Source organism: Paracidovorax sp. (assembly GCF_057642795.1).
This window is the reverse complement of the sequence record NZ_JBXYZY010000002.1, coordinates 219,907-235,407: the sequence shown is the minus strand read 5'-3', so window position 1 is coordinate 235,407 and position 15,501 is coordinate 219,907. Positions and strand designations below refer to the sequence as shown.

Below are 15,501 nucleotides of genomic sequence, written 5' to 3'. Positions count from 1 at the left end.
TCTTCAGGAGCCGCGTCGATTTCGTCGTACTTCTTGGCTTCGCCGCCGAACTTGGCGGACAGCACCGTGGCGATCGCTGCCGTCAGCGTCGTCTTGCCATGGTCCACGTGGCCGATCGTGCCCACGTTGACGTGGGGCTTGGTACGTTCGAACTTACCTTTTGCCATTTTGAATCTCCAAAGAGCAATGCCTGTGTCAGGGTTTAACGTCTGCACTCGGTTGCTGAAACGTCCCGCACAGGGCAACAGGACGGCACCGGGTCGCAGATTGCAAGAATCTTGCTACTGAATTCATAGCTGCCAGCGCACATCGGATGCGCGCTGGCAGCGGGTTTCTCTCGAAACCGCAGGGCCGGCCGCGCGAGCGGCCCACCCTGCACGCGCCTTACTTGGCGCGAGCGGCCATGATGGCTTCGGACACGTTGCGAGGCGCTTCGCTGTAGTGCTTGAATTCCATCGTGTAGGTGGCACGGCCTTGCGTTGCGGAGCGCAGCGAGGTCGAGTAGCCGAACATTTCGGACAGGGGGACTTCGGCCTTGATGACCTTGCCGCCGCCGACCATGTCGTCCATGCCCTGCACCATGCCGCGACGCGAGGACAGGTCGCCCATCACGGTACCGGCGTAGTCTTCAGGCGTCTCGACTTCCACGGCCATCATGGGCTCGAGGATGACGGGACCGGCCTTCTTGCAGCCTTCCTTGAAACCGAAGATGGCAGCCATCTTGAACGCCAGTTCGTTCGAGTCCACATCGTGGTACGAACCGAAGTGCAGCGTGACCTTGACGTCCACCACCGGGTAGCCGGCCAGCACGCCTTGCGTCACGGCTTCGTGGAAGCCCTTTTCCACGGCAGGGATGAATTCGCGAGGAACCACACCGCCCTTGATGGCATCGACGAATTCGTTGCCCTTGCCGGCTTCGTTCGGCTCGATCTTGAGCACGACGTGGCCGTACTGGCCCTTGCCGCCGGACTGGCGCACGAACTTGCCTTCGGCTTCTTCCACCGTCTTGCGGATGGTTTCGCGGTAGGCCACCTGGGGCTTGCCCACGTTGGCTTCCACGCCGAATTCGCGCTTCATGCGGTCCACGATGATTTCCAGGTGGAGCTCACCCATGCCGGCGATCAGGGTCTGGCCCGATTCTTCGTCGGTCTTGACGCGGAACGACGGATCTTCGGCGGCCAGGCGCTGCAGCGCGATGCCCATCTTTTCCTGGTCGGTCTTGGTCTTGGGTTCGACGGCCTGCGTGATCACGGGCTCGGGGAACACCATGCGCTCCAGGATGATCTGGGATTCGAGATCGCTCAGCGTTTCGCCGGTCGTCACGTCCTTCAGGCCCACGCAGGCAGCGATGTCGCCGGCACGGATTTCTTCGACCTCGATCCGCTCGTTGGCGTGCATCTGCACGATACGGCCGATACGTTCCTTCTTGCCCTTGATCGAGTTGTAGACGGTGTCGCCCTTGGTCAGCACGCCGGAATAGACGCGCACGAAGGTCAGCTGGCCCACGAACGGGTCAGTCATCAGCTTGAAAGCCAGCGCGGAGAACTTCTCGCTGTCATCCGCCTTGCGGGTCACGGGGTTTTCGTCTTCGTCGGTACCCTTGACGTCCTCGATGTCCGTCGGTGCCGGCAGATAGTCGATCACGGCGTCCAGCATGCGCTGCACGCCCTTGTTCTTGAACGCGGTGCCGCACAGCATCGGCTGGATCTCGGTGGCGATGGTGCGCGTGCGCAGGCCTGCCTTGATCTCTTCCTCGGAGAGGTCGCCCTCTTCCAGGTACTTGTTCATCAGCTCTTCGGAGGCTTCGGCAGCGGCCTCGACCATCTTCTCGCGCCATTCCTTGGCGGACTCGACGAGTTCGGCAGGGATGTCCTTGTATTCGAACTTCATGCCCTGGGAAGCTTCGTCCCAGATGATGGCCTTCATCTTCAGCAGATCGACCACGCCGGTGAAGTTGTCTTCCGCGCCGATCGGGATCACCACGGGCACGGGGTTGGCCTTCAGGCGCAGACGCATCTGGTCATAGACCTTGAAGAAGTTGGCGCCGGTACGGTCCATCTTGTTGACGAACGCGAGACGGGGCACCTTGTACTTGTTGGCCTGGCGCCAGACGGTTTCCGACTGGGGCTGCACGCCACCCACGGCGCAGTACACCATGCAGGCACCGTCCAGCACGCGCATGGAACGCTCCACCTCGATGGTGAAGTCCACGTGGCCGGGGGTGTCGATGATGTTGAAGCGGTGCTCGGGGTAGGACATGTCCATGCCCTTCCAGAAGCAGGTCGTGGCAGCCGACGTGATCGTGATGCCGCGCTCTTGTTCCTGCTCCATCCAGTCCATGGTGGCAGCGCCGTCGTGAACTTCACCGATCTTGTGGTTCACACCGGTGTAGAACAGGATGCGTTCGGTCGTCGTGGTCTTGCCAGCGTCGATGTGGGCCGAGATACCGATGTTGCGGTAGCGCTCGATGGGGGTCTTGCGTGCCATGATGTTTCTTTCGTTTAACGGCCAAGAGCCCGCCCGCCAATGGATGTTGGCAGGTCGGGCTCCCAGCCTTCGAGATATGAGGACGAAACTCGGACTTAGAAGCGGAAGTGGCTGAATGCCTTGTTGGCTTCGGCCATCCGGTGCACTTCGTCACGGCGCTTCATCGCACCGCCACGGCCTTCGGTGGCTTCCAGCAGCTCGTTGGCCAGGCGTTGCGCCATCGACTTCTCACCGCGCTTGCGGGCGGCTTCCTTGATCCAGCGCATCGACAGGGCCAGACGACGCACGGGGCGCACTTCGACGGGCACCTGGTAGTTGGCACCGCCGACGCGGCGGGACTTCACTTCGACCATGGGCTTCACGTTGTTGATGGCAACGGTGAAGGCTTCCAGGGGGTCCTTGTCGGGATGCTTCTTCTCGATCAGTTCCAGGGCACCGTAGATGATGCGCTCTGCAACGGCCTTCTTGCCGCCTTCCATGATCACGTTCATGAATTTGGACAGCTCGACGTTGCCGAACTTCGGGTCCGGCAGGATTTCACGTTTGGGGACTTCGCGACGACGTGGCATTTTTCACCTCTATCTTTGCTTCAGTTGGCGCCCTTCCAGGCACCGCGAGAGTCAGCAGGACTCCCACTTACTCGACCCGCGCAGGACGTCTGCGTTTGGGGTCACTACGCTGCTTCACCGCGCCACGCGGGAACAGCACCGAAAATTCTTGTGCAGAAAGCGCAGGGCTTACTTGGCCTTGGGCTTCTTGGCACCGTACTTGGAGCGCGCTTGCTTGCGGTCTTTGACGCCTTGCAAGTCGAGCGAGCCACGCACGATGTGGTAACGCACACCGGGCAAGTCCTTGACACGGCCGCCGCGGACCAGCACCACGCTGTGTTCCTGCAGGTTGTGGCCTTCGCCGCCGATGTAGGAGATGACTTCGAAGCCGTTGGTCAGGCGCACCTTGGCGACCTTACGCAGAGCGGAGTTAGGCTTCTTAGGCGTCGTGGTGTACACACGGGTGCACACGCCACGGCGCTGGGGAGAGTTTTCCATCGCGGGGCTCTTGGACTTGGTCTTTTCGACCTCGCGCCCCTGACGGACCAGTTGATTGATGGTTGGCATTGAAATACGTCCCTAAACGTGAAATGTTTCGTGTAAGCCGTGACGGCTTCGTGAACACGAAAACGCGTGAATCCCTTCGGAAATTCCGAAAAGCCTTCTAATGTAGCAGGTCAGCCCCTCGGAGGCAATCCGTACAGGCTTGAGGGCGTAACCCGCCCCAAGCCTTTTCCGACGCACACGGCAAAACGCCCGCGCTGCAGGCAGGGCGGGCGTTCCGAGGGCCAGGGGCGCCCCGCCCTTGCAGGCGAGGCAGCGCGGGGCGGCTGGCTTGCTTACTTACTTGATCCAGAGGCGGATGGCGTCCCAGGCGCGGCCGAAGATGCCGGCCTGCTCGACGGGCTCCAGCGCCACCAGCGGCACTTCGGCGATCTGCTGCTCACCCAGCGAGACTTTGAGCGTGCCCACCGGCTGGCCCTGCGTGAACGGGGCGACCAGCGGGTCCTGGCGCACGATCTGCGTGGTGACCTTGCCGGCGCTGCCCGAGGGAACGGTGACGACGATGGCTTCGGGGCGGCCGATCTTGAGCGTGTTCTGCTTGCCCTTCCAGACCGCCGGCGTGGCGACCGGCTGGCCGGCGTCGAACAGCTTGACCGCGTCGAAGGCGGTGTAGCCCCAGTTCATGAGCTTCTGACTTTCGTTGGCGCGGGCGCTTTCGCTGGTGGTGCCCAGCACGATGGACAGCAGGCGGCGCTGGCCCACGTTGGGGAATTCACGCTTGGCCGTGGCCACCAGGCAGTAGCCGGCCGCCGCCGTGTGGCCGGTCTTCAGGCCGTCCACCGTGGGATCGCGGAACAGCAGCGCATTGCGGTTGTTGCCGTTGGAAGGGGGCGTGCCCGGGTACGCGTAGTGCTTGGTCGCGTAGTAGTGCATGTACTCCGGGAAGTCCTTCATCAGCCGCGTGGCGAGGATGCTCAGGTCGCGCGCGGTCGTGACATGGCCGGGCTCGGTCAGGCCTTCGGGGTTCTTGTAGGCCGTGTTCTTCATGCCCAAAGCCTGGGCCTGGTCATTCATCAGTTTGACGAAGTTCTCGGCCGTGCCGCCCACGCCTTCGGCCAGGGCCATGGTGGCGTCGTTGCCGGACTGCACGATCATGCCCTTGATGAGGTCTTCGACCGGCACCTGCATCTTGGGGTCGATGAACATGCGCGAGCCGGGCATCTTCCAGGCACGCACGCTCACGGGGAGCTTCTGATCCAGCGTGATCTTCTTGGCGCGCAGCGCGTCGAACACCAGGTAGGCACTCATGAGCTTGGTGAGCGAAGCCTGCTCGACGGGTGCGTCGATGTCCTTGGCCGCCAGCACCTGGTTGGCCGTCACGTCCAGCAGCAGGTAGTTGCGCGCGGCGATCTCGGGCGGCTGGGGCGCCTGCACCTGGGCCCAGAGCACGGCGGGCGCGAGCAGCGCTGCGCCGACGAGGTTTCGCAACGAGGGCATGAAGGACTGGATGGAGATTTGCACTTGGATCGGAAGGGAGAAAGGAAAAGAAGGAAGAGCGAGGCGGAGCGGAACGCGGCGCGCCGGAAGCGGCCGCGCGGGCCGCCTCACAGGCGGGATTGAAGGTGGCGCGCCACCAGGTTTTTGAGCAGCGGCAATTGTCCGTGAAAGAAATGGCCGCCCCCGGGCACGACGGTAACGGGCAGTATCTGCGGGCGCGCCCAGTCCATCACCGAGGCGAGGGGCACGGTGTCGTCGGCCTCGCCGTGCACGACCAGGGTGCGCAGATGGGCCTCAGGCGGCACGGGCGCCACGCTGAAGCGGCTGGCGGCGGTGCCGACCAGCACGGCACGGTCGATATCGGCCTCGCGCTCGGCCCAGAGGCGCGCCAGCGCGTGGCTGGTGACGAAGGCTCCGAACGAGAAGCCGGCCAGCGCCAGCGCCCCCTGCGGCGCCACCTGCCGCACCACGGCCAGCAGGTCTTCGAGCTCGCCCCGGCCTTCGTCGTAGGCACCGGCCGTGGCGCCCACGCCCCGGAAGTTGAAGCGCACCGCCGTCCAGCCGCTGGCGACGAAGGCGCGCGCCAGCGTCTGAACGACCTTGTTGTCCATGGTGCCGCCGAAGAGCGGATGCGGATGGGCGATGACGGCCACGCCGCGGGCGCTGGCGCCTTCGGGCACCGTGGCGGCGTCACGCACCGCCTCAATGGCGCCGGCGGGGCCTTCCAGGGTCAGGCGTTCAGTCTGGGCGTTCAATTTGTACTACCAATTCAATAGCACCTCGCCCCGATCGGGCCAGGGCTGGATGCCGAAAACTCTTGAAACAGATATCTGCGTCGCCAGCCGGGACAGAGCCCGTTTCAGCGGCCAAGTTCCGGCGGCGTGAGCAGGCGCTCGACGATCTGGCCGTTCTTCAGGTGCGATTCGACGATCTCGTCGATGTCGCCGTTGTCCACGAAGGTGTACCAGGTGCCTTCGGGATAGACCACGGCGATGGGCCCCCCCGCGCAGCGGTCCAGGCAGCCGGCCTTGTTCACGCGCACCTTGCCGGGGCCGGAGAGCTTGGCCGCCTTGACCTGCGCCTTGCAGTGGTCGAAGGCCGCCTGGGCGCCGTAGTGCGCGCAGCTGGATTCGCCATTGGTGCGGTCGTTCAGGCAGAAGAAGATGTGGCGTTCGTAGTAGCCGGGGGTCGCGGGCGCCGGAGCCGCTGCCGCCGGGGGCTGGGTAGGGGTGTCGCTCATGGCGGCATTCTAGGACGGGCCCTGCAGCGGCCCCGGCGCGGCGGGCGGGAGGGACGGCACCTCCCGCTCGCGGCTGGAGACGCGCAGCAGCACATAGACCAGCGCGGCATAGGGCCAAAGCCAGCCCAGCCACTGGCCCAGCCCGAAGAAGCGAATGAACCGCCCCTGCTCCCAGGCCTGGAGCGTCTCGGTGAAATAGGCACTGGCGGGCGCCTGGTTCAGCAGGTTGAGGTGCAGCGCCAGCGCCAGCAGCAACAAGGCTGCGCAGGCACGCCGGGGCAACCCGACCAGCAGCAGCGCGACGCCCAGACCGGCCACTGCGCCCAGCTCCGCCGGCAAGGTGATCCATTCCCAGGCGTGGGTCGGGCCCCAGCTCATGGCCGCCGACAGCGCCGTGGCGGCCACGCCGACCGCGACGATGCCCACCGCGAAGACCGCGCGTCGGCCCAGGTGCCGCACCACGCAGTAGCCCAGCAGGCACGGGATAAGCACGCCCAGCAGCACGGCCATCAGTTCGGCCGCGGGCGAGAGTGGCTCCAGCGGCTCGGTGCGCAGCGGCAGCCAGTCGAGAAAAGGGGTGTCGTCCAGCCACTCGCCCAGGCCGGCTTCGAGCCGCTCCCACATCTGCCCCAGGCCGAAGGGCACGGCAGCGGGGAACAGCAGCGCCAGGGGCCACAGCGCCAGCAGCACCAGGGCGCCGCGCGCATCGGCCACGAACCAGCGCGCGCGCAGCCGGCTCCAGCGGGCGATGGCGCCCAGCCGCTCCAACAGCCAAGCCAGCAGCGCGCCCAGCAGGGTGCCAGCGGCGTTGAGCGCCAGATCCATGTTGGAGGGCACGCGGCGCGGCAGGTAGATCTGCAGAAATTCCATGGCGAGCGACAGCAGCGCACCGGCCATCACCGCCAGCACGACGGCCAGGCGCGGCCAGCCGCTGCGCAGCATGGCCAACGCCAGCAGAAAGCCCAGCGGCGCGTAGCCGGCGACGTTGATGTTGACGTCGAACCACGTCCAGTAGGGCGGCGGCAGCGGCGCGCTCAGAAACACCCAGGGCGAAATGCCCTGGCCGCGCCAGCCCTCGAACGGGAACAGGCTGGCGAAGACGATCAGCGCCGCATAGAGCAGCGCCAGGGGCCAGGCAGAGGTCTTGTGCATCGGGGAGCGCCTCGGTTCCCGCGCCGGGGCACGGTCAGAACGGCTTGACCACCACCAGCACCACGGCCGCCGTCAGCAGCAGCACGGGCACCTCGTTGAACCAGCGGAACCAGCGGTGGCTGCGCCGGCTCTCGCCGCGGATCAGCTTGCGCAGCAGCACGGCGCAGGCATGGTGGTATCCCACGGCCAGCACCACCACGGCCAGCTTGGCATGCATCCAGCCGTTGCCAGGGCCCCGGCCGATACCGTAGCCCAGGTAGAGCCACAGGCCCAGGCCCAGCGCCGGCACGGCCAGCAGGGTGGTGAAGCGCAGCAGCTTGCGCGCCATGAGCAGCAGTCGCTCGCGCTCGGCCGACGAGCCGGGCGGAACCATCGCCAGATTGACGTAGATGCGCGGCAGGTAGAAGAGGCCCGCGAACCAGCTGGCCACGAAGATGATGTGGAAGGCTTTGACCCAGAGCATGCGGGCAGTGTACGGGCGGCGGCGCCCGCAGGCCCGTACCGGGACAATGTGGCGCACAATTTCGGGCATGCATCTGTCCAGCCCCACCCCCTTCCCCGCCAACCGCCCGCGCCGCCTGCGCCGCGATGCCTTCACCCGCAACCTGGTGCGCGAGAACGCGCTCACGCCGCACGACTTCATCTACCCGGTGTTCGTCCACGAGGGCACCAACCTGCGCCAGGCCGTGACCTCCATGCCCGGCGTGGACCGGCTGAGCCTGGACCTGCTGCTGCCCGTGGCCGAAGACTGCGTCAAGCTCGGCATCCCCGTGCTGGCGCTGTTCCCCTCGCTGGACCCGGCGCTCAAGACGCCCGACGGCAAGGAAGCGCTCAACCCCGACGGCCTGATCCCGCGCGTGGTGCGGGCGCTGAAAAAAGAATTTCCTGACCTGGGCGTGCTGACCGACGTGGCGCTCGACCCCTACACCAGTCACGGCCAGGACGGCGTGCTCGACGAGACCGGCTACATCATCAACGACGAGACGGTGGAACTGCTGGTCGGCCAGGTGCTCGCGCATGCCGACGCCGGCGTGGACATCGTCGCGCCCAGCGACATGATGGACGGGCGCATCGGCGCCGTCCGCGACGCGCTGGAAGCACACGGCCATGTCCACACCCGCATCATGGCCTACAGCGCCAAGTACGCCAGCGCCTTCTACGGCCCCTTCCGCGATGCAGTGGGCACGCGCGGCGCCCTGGGCAAGGCGGACAAGAACGTCTATCAGATGGACCCGGCCAACACCGACGAGGCCTTGCGCGAGGTGGCGCTGGACATCGCCGAGGGCGCCGACATGGTCATGGTCAAGCCCGGCATGCCTTACCTGGACGTGGTGCGCCGCGTGAAGGACGAGTTCCGCGTGCCCACCTTCGCCTACCAGGTGAGTGGCGAATACGCCATGCTCAAGGCCGCCGCCGCCAACGGCTGGCTCGACCACGACGCGGTGATGATGGAAAGCCTGCTGGCCTTCAAGCGCGCGGGCGCGGACGGAGTGCTGACCTACTTCGCACGGGATGCGGCCCGACTGCTGCGCCGCGCCTGACACTACTAAACTGGTAGCTGTCGGCGCCCATAGGACGGGCGCTGGAGCCCGTCTTGACTGAAAACCCCACCGCCACCGCCGGCGCCATCCGCGTCTTCCACATCGAGCCCGGCAGCGTGAGCGAGCTGGCCGAGCTGCCCACCGCGCCGCCCGCGCGCGGCTTCTTCTGGATCGCCAGCACCCGCTCAGCCTTCGGCGCCTCGCTGCCACGGCTGCAGACCATGCTGCAGGCCACCGCCGGGCTGCAGCTGGTGGACCTGCACGTTTCCGACCTGCTGAACGCACAGCTGCCCTCGCACTACGACTACACCTCGCAGTACGACGTGCTGGTCTTTCGCCGGCTCACCGCCACCCAGTGCGCCACTGCCATCCCCCCCGGCGCGGGCACGGCCGGCACGCCGGACGGCAGGGGCGGTCCGCCGGTGCTGCGGCGCATCGACACCAGCCCCGTGGGGTTTGCCGTTTTCGACCAGGTGCTGCTCACCGTCCACCCTGAGGACTGCACCGTGCGCGACGCCTTCGCCGCGCGCTTGCTTGCGCCGCCCCAACCCGTGGTGGCGGCCTCGGCTTCCGCCGGCTCCATGGGCATGCACCAGCCGCAGGGCCTGGCGGCGGCACAGGCTGGCGCCTCGGAAACCGCCGCGCGCGACCAGCGCAACGCCCCGGTGGCCAATGGCCGCCTGCCCGCCAGCCCCGCCGACCTGATGCTGCGCGTGGTGAACCTGATCGTGGACAACTATCTCGACCTGCGCCGCGAGCTCTCGCGCCAGCTCGACCACTGGCAGTCCGAGCTACTCAAGCCCCGCGCGCGCTTCGCCAATTGGAGCGCGCTGCTCGACGCCCGCCTCACGCTGCACCAGCTCGACGAGATCTGCGAAGACCAGCGCGCCGCCGTGCAGGACTGGGTGGACACGCTGGAGACCTGGACGCCGCCCGACACCACGGCCGCGCTGCGCGAGCTGGATCTGCTGAAGGTGCGCAGCCGCGACGTGCTGGAGCACATCGAGCGGGTGGTGCACCACGTGCGCCGGCTCGAACAGAGCACCGAAACCGCCGTGCAGATGCACTTCAGCGTGCAGAGCAACCGCACCAACGACATCATGCGCACCCTTACGGCGCTCACCGCCGTGTTCCTGCCGCTCAACCTCATCGCCGGCATCTTCGGGATGAACTTCGAATTCATCCCCCTCGTCCACAAGCAGGATGGGTTCTGGTGGGCCATGGGCTCCATGACGGTGATTGCCGTCGCGCTCATCGCGCTGTTCTGGCGCAAGCGCTACCTAGCGCGCACCGGCCACCACTGACCTCCCGGCGCCGGGCCCGCCGTCGCACGCATGAGGCGCTCCCGGGCGCTCCCACCGCCGGTCCAACCGAAGCCGCCAGGCCCCGCGGAACCACGGGCACCCCGCATTAACCCTGACGCCATGTAGGCCATATCAAACACTGCCGGATCATTAATTGTCTAGTCAATTAATATCGACAGCATGAATTCCAACTCCGAAGACATCTCCGTCTATCTGGACCGCCCGGGACCCGCGCCACACCCCGTCGAGCAGCACCTGGGGTACCAGCTGCGGCGCATCGTGACGCTGCTAACCGCCCATATCGACCGGCAGGTCGAGCCCCTAGGCCTGACCGACGCCCAGTGGAAGCCGCTGCTGCGCCTGCTGCTGGACCAGACCGGCACCGTGGCGGCGCTGGCGCGCATCTGCCAGTTGGACGCAGGCGGCATGACACGTCTGCTCGACCGGCTGGAGACCAAGGGCCTGGTGCGTCGGGAACGCTCCCAGGAAGACCGCCGCGTCGTCAACCTCGAACTGACCGACGAAGGCCGCGCCGCCGCGCAACAGCTGCCGGATCTGCTGCTGGGCCTGCAGCGCTCCATGCTGCAGGGCTTCAGCGCCGAGGAAGAAGCGCAGCTGCGCGGCTATCTCTCACGGGTGTACGACAACGTCAGGACCCTCGAGCCCGGCAACGAAGCCGGCCCGGGCGCCTGAGTCGCAGCGCCCCAGCCCACCCGCCTTTCCCCTGAGCACAACATCATGAAAAACCAGCTCTTTCTCTCTTCCCCGCCCGACCGCGCTGCCGATACGTCGGCCGCCACGCCGGCACGCGGGTGCCTTCAGGGCGCCGCGCTCTACTTCGCCACGTTGGCGCTGGCCATCGCCGCCCTGCCCGGGCTGACCGGCTGCGCCGACATGTCCGGCATCGCCTCGCACGCCCAAATGCGCGACGCCGCCTCGCTGGGCCTGAGCCCCGCCACGCCCGCCGCCCCCGGCACATTGCAGGTCGATGCCTCCGTGCCGGCCGACTGGTGGCGCGGCTTCGGCGATGCGCAGCTGGACGCGCTGATCGACCGCGCCCTTGCCAACAACCCCAGCCTGAAGCAGGCCGAAGCCCGCGTCGCGCGCGCCAATGCCTTCACCGAGTCGGCCCGCGCCGCCGAAGGCCCGCGCCTGACCGGCAGCCTGGACGTGAACCGCCAGCTCTACAGCGCCAACGGCCCCTACCCGCCGCCGCTGGCCGGCAACATCTACAACAGCGGCACGGCGCGCCTGACCGGCAGCTGGGAGATCGACTTCTTCGGTGAACACCGCGCCGCTCTGCAGGCCGCGCTGGGCACGGCCAACGCCGCGCAGGCCGAGGCCCAGTCCGCCCGCCTGCTGCTGGCGGCCAACGTGGCGCGCAGCTACATCCAGTGGGCACGACTGCAGGCCCAGCTGACGGTGGCCGAGCGCACGCTGGCCCAGCGCAGAGAAACCCTGCAACTGGTGCAGGACCGCTTCACTGCCGGGCTCGACACGCAGCTCGAGCGCCGCCAGGCCGAGGGGGGCCTGCCCGAGGCCCGCCAGCAGATCGAGTCCCTGCGCGAGCAGATGGCTCTGGCCCGCAATGCACTGGGCGCTCTGGTCGGCGACCCCAACGCGGCGCAGACCCTTGCATCACCCTCGCTGGCTGCTATGCATTTCATAGCATCTCCGGCACGCCTGCCGGCCGACCTGCTGGGCCGCCGGCCCGACGTGGCTGCCGCCCGCTGGCGCGTGGAAGCCGCCACGCAGGACGTGGCGGTGGCACGAGCGCAGTTCTATCCCAACGTGAACCTCACGGCCTTCCTCGGTCTCTCCAGCATCGGCCTGGACACCCTCGCCCGGGCAGGCAGCAAGGAGTGGGGCGTGGGTCCGGCCATCCGCCTGCCGATCTTCGACGCCGGCCGCCTGCGCGCCAACCTGCGCGGCAAGTCGGCCGACCTGGATGCCGCCGTGGAGAGCTACAACGCCGCGCTGCTCGATGCAGTGCATGACGCAGCCGACCAGATAGCCTCGTCCAGTGCCATCGACCGCCAGATCGCCGAGCAGCGCCAGGCGCAGCAGGCCGCCGAATCCGCCTGGGCCCTGGCCCGCGAGCGCTACCAGGCCGGCCTGGGCAACTACCTGAACGTGCTTTCGGCCGAGACCGCCGTGCTGGCCCAACGCCGGCAAGCCGTGGACCTGGTCGCACGCCGGCTCGACACCCAGGTGGCGCTGATGCGCGCACTGGGCGGCGGCTGGCAGGACGGCGCGCAGCCCGGCACCAACGCGGCCGCAGCGCCCTGACGGCGCTCCTCCTCTCGAACAGGGCCCCAAGCGGCATGCGACACGACCGGCCCGACGCCCCGTATCTCCCCTTTTCTCCCAGACATCCATCATGAACGACGCATCGCAACCCTCTTCCTCCAAGCCGGCAGACAAGAAGGCCTCCCGCCGCAAGGCGCTCCTGACGCTGGCCGCCGTGGTCGTGCTGGCCGGCGCCGGCGCCGCCGTCTATGACTGGCTGGTCGCCAGCCATTACGAGGACACCGACAACGCCTACGTGCAGGGCAACCTCATCCAGATCACGCCCCAGACGGGCGGCACCGTCATGGCCATCCTGGCCGACGACACCGACTTCGTGAAGGCCGGCTCGCCTCTCGTCCAGCTGGACCCGGCCGACGCCCGCGTGGCCCTGCAGCAGGCCGAGGCCAACCTGGCCCAGGCCGTGCGGCAAGTGCGCACGCTCTACGTGAACAACAGCGCACTGTCCGCGCAGATCCGCCTGCGCGAGGCCGACGTGGCCCGCGCCCAGTCGGACCTGAGCCGCGCGCAGGACGACCTGCGCCGCCGGCAGTCGCTGTCGGGCAACGGCGCCGTCTCCAAGGAAGAGCTGGAACACGCCCGCAGCCAGGCCGATGCGGCCCGCACCGCGCTGGCCGCAGCGCAAGCCGGCGCCGCCGCCGCACGCGACCAGCTGACCAGCAACCAGTCGCTCACCCAGGGCCTGGCCGTCAAACAGCACCCCAGCGTGCAGGCGGCCGCCGCCAAGGTGCGCGAGGCCTACCTCGCCGAGCGCCGCACCGAGCTGCCCGCCCCCGTCGATGGCTACGTCGCCCGCCGCACCGTACAGCTGGGCCAGCGCGTGGCCCCGGGCGCGCCGCTGATGACCATCGTGCCGCTGAGCGGCGTGTGGGTGGACGCGAACTTCAAGGAAAACCAGCTGCGCAACCTGCGCATCGGCCAGCCCGCCACGCTCACCGCCGACCTCTACGGCAAGAAGGTGGAATACACCGGCACCGTCGCCGGCCTGGGCGTGGGCACGGGCGCGGCCTTCGCGCTGCTGCCCGCGCAGAACGCCACCGGCAACTGGATCAAGGTGGTGCAGCGCGTGCCGGTGCGCATCGCGCTCGACCCGGCCCAGCTCAAGGACCATCCCCTGCGCGTGGGCTTGTCGATGGACGTGACGGTGAACACCCAGCAGCGCGACGGCGCCCTGCTGCCCGCAACGCCGCGCTCCACGCCCGTGGCGCAGACCGCCGTCTATGGCGGCCTGGACGAAGGCGCCAGCGCCGAGGTCGATCGCGTCATCGCCGCCAACCTGGGCACCGGCGCAGCCGGCCACTGATCGCAGGCAGGCACCACCATGGCATCGCCCGAACAACGCCCCCTGCCGCCGCCTCCGCTGGAAGGCAGCGCGCGCATGTGGGGCACGCTGGCCCTCTCGGCCGCGACCTTCATGAACGTGCTGGACACGTCCATCGCCAACGTGTCCCTGCCCGCCATCGCGGGCGACCTGGGCGTGAGCCCCACGCAGGGCACCTGGGTCATCACCAGCTTCGCGGTGGCCAACGCCATCGCCGTGCCGCTCACCGGCTGGCTGTCGCAGCGCTTCGGGCAGGTGCGCCTGTTCGTGGCCAGCGTCACGCTGTTCGTGATCGCCTCGCTCATGTGCGGCCTCGCGCCCAACATGGCCACGCTGATCGCCTTCCGCGCGCTGCAGGGCTTCGTCGCCGGGCCGATGATCCCGCTGTCGCAGTCGCTGCTGCTGTCGAGCTATCCCAAGGCGCTGGCCGGGCTGGCGATGGCGATGTGGTCCATGACCACGCTGATCGCGCCGGTGATGGGGCCGCTGCTGGGCGGCTGGATCACCGACAACATGAGCTGGCCGTGGATCTTCTACATCAACGTGCCGGTGGGCATCGGCGCCGTGCTGGTCACCTGGGCCATCTTCCACAAGCGCGAGAGCGAGCGGCGTTCGCTGCCCATCGACTCCATCGGCCTGGCGCTGCTGGTGATCTGGGTGGCCGCCATGCAGGTGATGCTGGACATCGGCAAGGAACACGACTGGTTCGCCTCGCCCTGGGTGGTCGCCTGCTGCGTGGTGGCGGTGGTGGGCTTCCTGGCCTTCATGTTCTGGGAGCGCGGCGAGGACCACCCGGTGGTGGACCTTTCCCTCTTCAAGATCCGCAACTTCTGGGCCGGCGCACTGGCCACCTCGGTGGGCTACGGCCTCTTCTTCGGAAACGTGGTGCTGCTGCCGCTCTGGCTGCAGCAGTACATGGGCTACACCGCCACGCAGGCCGGCGAGGTGCTGGCGCCGGTGGGCCTGCTGGCACTGGTGCTCTCGCCCGTGGTGGGCAAGTACATCTCCAAGGTGGACCCGCGGCGCTTCGCCACGCTGGCCTTCCTGATCTTCGCACTGGTGCTGTGGATGCGGTCGCGCTTCAACACCCAGGCCGACCTGACCACCATCATGGTGCCCACCATCATCCAGGGCATCGCCATGGCGTTCTTCTTCATCCCGCTGGTGACCATCACGCTCTCGGAGATCACGCCCGAGCGCATCCCCTCCGCCTCCGGGCTGTCGAACTTCATGCGGATCACGGCCGGGGCCATCGGCACCTCCGTCTCGACCACGCTTTGGGAACGCCGCGCGGAGCTGCACCATGCGCAACTGACCGAAGGGCTGCAGCAGGGCGGCCTCGCCGTCACGCAGACGCTGCAGGGCCTGCAGGCCGGCGGCCTCACGCAGCAGCAGGCGCTGGGGCAGGTGGAGCGGCTGGTGAACCAGCAGGCTTTCATGCTGGCGGCCAACGACATCTTCTATGCATCGGCCGTGCTGTTCCTGCTGCTGATTCCCCTGGTCTGGCTGGCGCACCCGGTGCGCGCGAGCGAAGGCAGCGCCGACGCAGCCGCAGGCGCGCATTGACGACTGCCGGCGTCGCGGCAGCGCAAGGATGCGG

15 protein-coding genes are annotated in these 15,501 nt (G+C 67.7%); 6 read left to right on the top strand and 9 right to left on the bottom strand.

Going from position 1 to position 15,501, the window contains the following annotated elements:
• The 9 genes from AC3A84_RS03800 to AC3A84_RS03760 form a co-directional block, all read right to left on the bottom strand.
• Positions 1 to 167: GTP-binding protein (locus AC3A84_RS03800; RefSeq protein WP_487968418.1), on the bottom strand; the 167-nt coding region annotated here is incomplete at its 3' end.
• A gap of 217 nt (positions 168 to 384) precedes the next feature.
• Positions 385 to 2,487 (bottom strand): elongation factor G, encoded by a 2,103-nt coding sequence (fusA, locus tag AC3A84_RS03795; RefSeq protein WP_487968409.1) that lies wholly within the window; start codon positions 2,485 to 2,487, stop codon positions 385 to 387.
• Between the two features lie 95 nt (positions 2,488 to 2,582).
• Positions 2,583 to 3,056, bottom strand: a complete 474-nt coding sequence (rpsG, locus tag AC3A84_RS03790) for a 30S ribosomal protein S7 (RefSeq protein ID WP_056668881.1) — start codon at positions 3,054 to 3,056, stop codon at positions 2,583 to 2,585.
• Positions 3,057 to 3,224: 168 nt separating this feature from the next.
• Positions 3,225 to 3,602, bottom strand: a complete 378-nt coding sequence (rpsL, locus tag AC3A84_RS03785; protein ID WP_015012185.1) for a 30S ribosomal protein S12 — start codon at positions 3,600 to 3,602, stop codon at positions 3,225 to 3,227.
• 276 nt (positions 3,603 to 3,878) lie between these two features.
• The gene (locus AC3A84_RS03780; RefSeq protein ID WP_487968417.1) at positions 3,879 to 5,036 is read right to left on the bottom strand and encodes a D-alanyl-D-alanine carboxypeptidase family protein; all 1,158 of its coding nucleotides are present in this window, start codon (positions 5,034 to 5,036) and stop codon (positions 3,879 to 3,881) included.
• 107 nt (positions 5,037 to 5,143) lie between these two features.
• The gene (locus AC3A84_RS03775) at positions 5,144 to 5,791 is read right to left on the bottom strand and encodes an alpha/beta hydrolase (RefSeq protein WP_487968407.1); all 648 of its coding nucleotides are present in this window, start codon (positions 5,789 to 5,791) and stop codon (positions 5,144 to 5,146) included.
• Positions 5,792 to 5,895: 104 nt separating this feature from the next.
• Positions 5,896 to 6,276, bottom strand: coding sequence for a (2Fe-2S) ferredoxin domain-containing protein (locus AC3A84_RS03770; RefSeq protein ID WP_487968406.1), 381 nt, complete (start codon positions 6,274 to 6,276; stop codon positions 5,896 to 5,898).
• Positions 6,277 to 6,285: 9 nt separating this feature from the next.
• On the bottom strand, positions 6,286 to 7,428 hold the full coding sequence (locus AC3A84_RS03765) for a VanZ family protein (protein WP_487968405.1): 1,143 nt from the start codon (positions 7,426 to 7,428) through the stop codon (positions 6,286 to 6,288).
• 34 nt (positions 7,429 to 7,462) lie between these two features.
• A complete protein-coding gene (locus AC3A84_RS03760; protein ID WP_288510222.1) occupies positions 7,463 to 7,891 on the bottom strand; it encodes a HemJ family protein in 429 nt (142 codons plus the stop codon).
• A gap of 67 nt (positions 7,892 to 7,958) precedes the next feature.
• Here AC3A84_RS03760 and hemB point away from each other — a divergent pair, with 67 nt between their 5' ends.
• The 6 genes from hemB (at position 7,959) to AC3A84_RS03730 (ending at position 15,467) form a co-directional block, all read left to right on the top strand.
• On the top strand, positions 7,959 to 8,969 hold the full coding sequence (hemB, locus tag AC3A84_RS03755) for a porphobilinogen synthase (protein ID WP_487968404.1): 1,011 nt from the start codon (positions 7,959 to 7,961) through the stop codon (positions 8,967 to 8,969).
• Between the two features lie 53 nt (positions 8,970 to 9,022).
• Complete coding sequence (locus AC3A84_RS03750; protein ID WP_487968403.1) at positions 9,023 to 10,273, top strand: magnesium transporter CorA family protein; 1,251 nt, start codon at positions 9,023 to 9,025, stop codon at positions 10,271 to 10,273.
• A gap of 180 nt (positions 10,274 to 10,453) precedes the next feature.
• Positions 10,454 to 10,966 carry a MarR family winged helix-turn-helix transcriptional regulator gene (locus AC3A84_RS03745; protein WP_487968402.1) on the top strand — a complete coding sequence of 171 codons (513 nt, stop codon included), beginning with the start codon at positions 10,454 to 10,456 and terminating at the stop codon, positions 10,964 to 10,966.
• A gap of 45 nt (positions 10,967 to 11,011) precedes the next feature.
• A complete protein-coding gene (locus AC3A84_RS03740) occupies positions 11,012 to 12,562 on the top strand; it encodes an efflux transporter outer membrane subunit (RefSeq protein ID WP_487968401.1) in 1,551 nt (516 codons plus the stop codon).
• 91 nt (positions 12,563 to 12,653) lie between these two features.
• Positions 12,654 to 13,883 carry an EmrA/EmrK family multidrug efflux transporter periplasmic adaptor subunit gene (locus AC3A84_RS03735; protein ID WP_487968400.1) on the top strand — a complete coding sequence of 410 codons (1,230 nt, stop codon included), beginning with the start codon at positions 12,654 to 12,656 and terminating at the stop codon, positions 13,881 to 13,883.
• Between the two features lie 18 nt (positions 13,884 to 13,901).
• The gene (locus AC3A84_RS03730; RefSeq protein ID WP_487968399.1) at positions 13,902 to 15,467 is read left to right on the top strand and encodes a DHA2 family efflux MFS transporter permease subunit; all 1,566 of its coding nucleotides are present in this window, start codon (positions 13,902 to 13,904) and stop codon (positions 15,465 to 15,467) included.
• Positions 15,468 to 15,501 lie beyond the last annotated feature (34 nt).

Coding starts and splice junctions, on each gene's coding strand:
- fusA (WP_487968409.1), bottom strand. CDS start 2,487: ATGGCACGCAAGACCCCCATCGAGCGCTACCGCAACATCGGTATCTCG.
- rpsG (WP_056668881.1), bottom strand. CDS start 3,056: ATGCCACGTCGTCGCGAAGTCCCCAAACGTGAAATCCTGCCGGACCCG.
- rpsL (WP_015012185.1), bottom strand. CDS start 3,602: ATGCCAACCATCAATCAACTGGTCCGTCAGGGGCGCGAGGTCGAAAAG.
- AC3A84_RS03780 (WP_487968417.1), bottom strand. CDS start 5,036: ATGCCCTCGTTGCGAAACCTCGTCGGCGCAGCGCTGCTCGCGCCCGCC.
- AC3A84_RS03770 (WP_487968406.1), bottom strand. CDS start 6,276: ATGAGCGACACCCCTACCCAGCCCCCGGCGGCAGCGGCTCCGGCGCCC.
- AC3A84_RS03765 (WP_487968405.1), bottom strand. CDS start 7,428: ATGCACAAGACCTCTGCCTGGCCCCTGGCGCTGCTCTATGCGGCGCTG.
- AC3A84_RS03760 (WP_288510222.1), bottom strand. CDS start 7,891: ATGCTCTGGGTCAAAGCCTTCCACATCATCTTCGTGGCCAGCTGGTTC.
- hemB (WP_487968404.1), top strand. CDS start 7,959: ATGCATCTGTCCAGCCCCACCCCCTTCCCCGCCAACCGCCCGCGCCGC.
- AC3A84_RS03745 (WP_487968402.1), top strand. CDS start 10,454: ATGAATTCCAACTCCGAAGACATCTCCGTCTATCTGGACCGCCCGGGA.
- AC3A84_RS03740 (WP_487968401.1), top strand. CDS start 11,012: ATGAAAAACCAGCTCTTTCTCTCTTCCCCGCCCGACCGCGCTGCCGAT.
- AC3A84_RS03735 (WP_487968400.1), top strand. CDS start 12,654: ATGAACGACGCATCGCAACCCTCTTCCTCCAAGCCGGCAGACAAGAAG.
- AC3A84_RS03730 (WP_487968399.1), top strand. CDS start 13,902: ATGGCATCGCCCGAACAACGCCCCCTGCCGCCGCCTCCGCTGGAAGGC.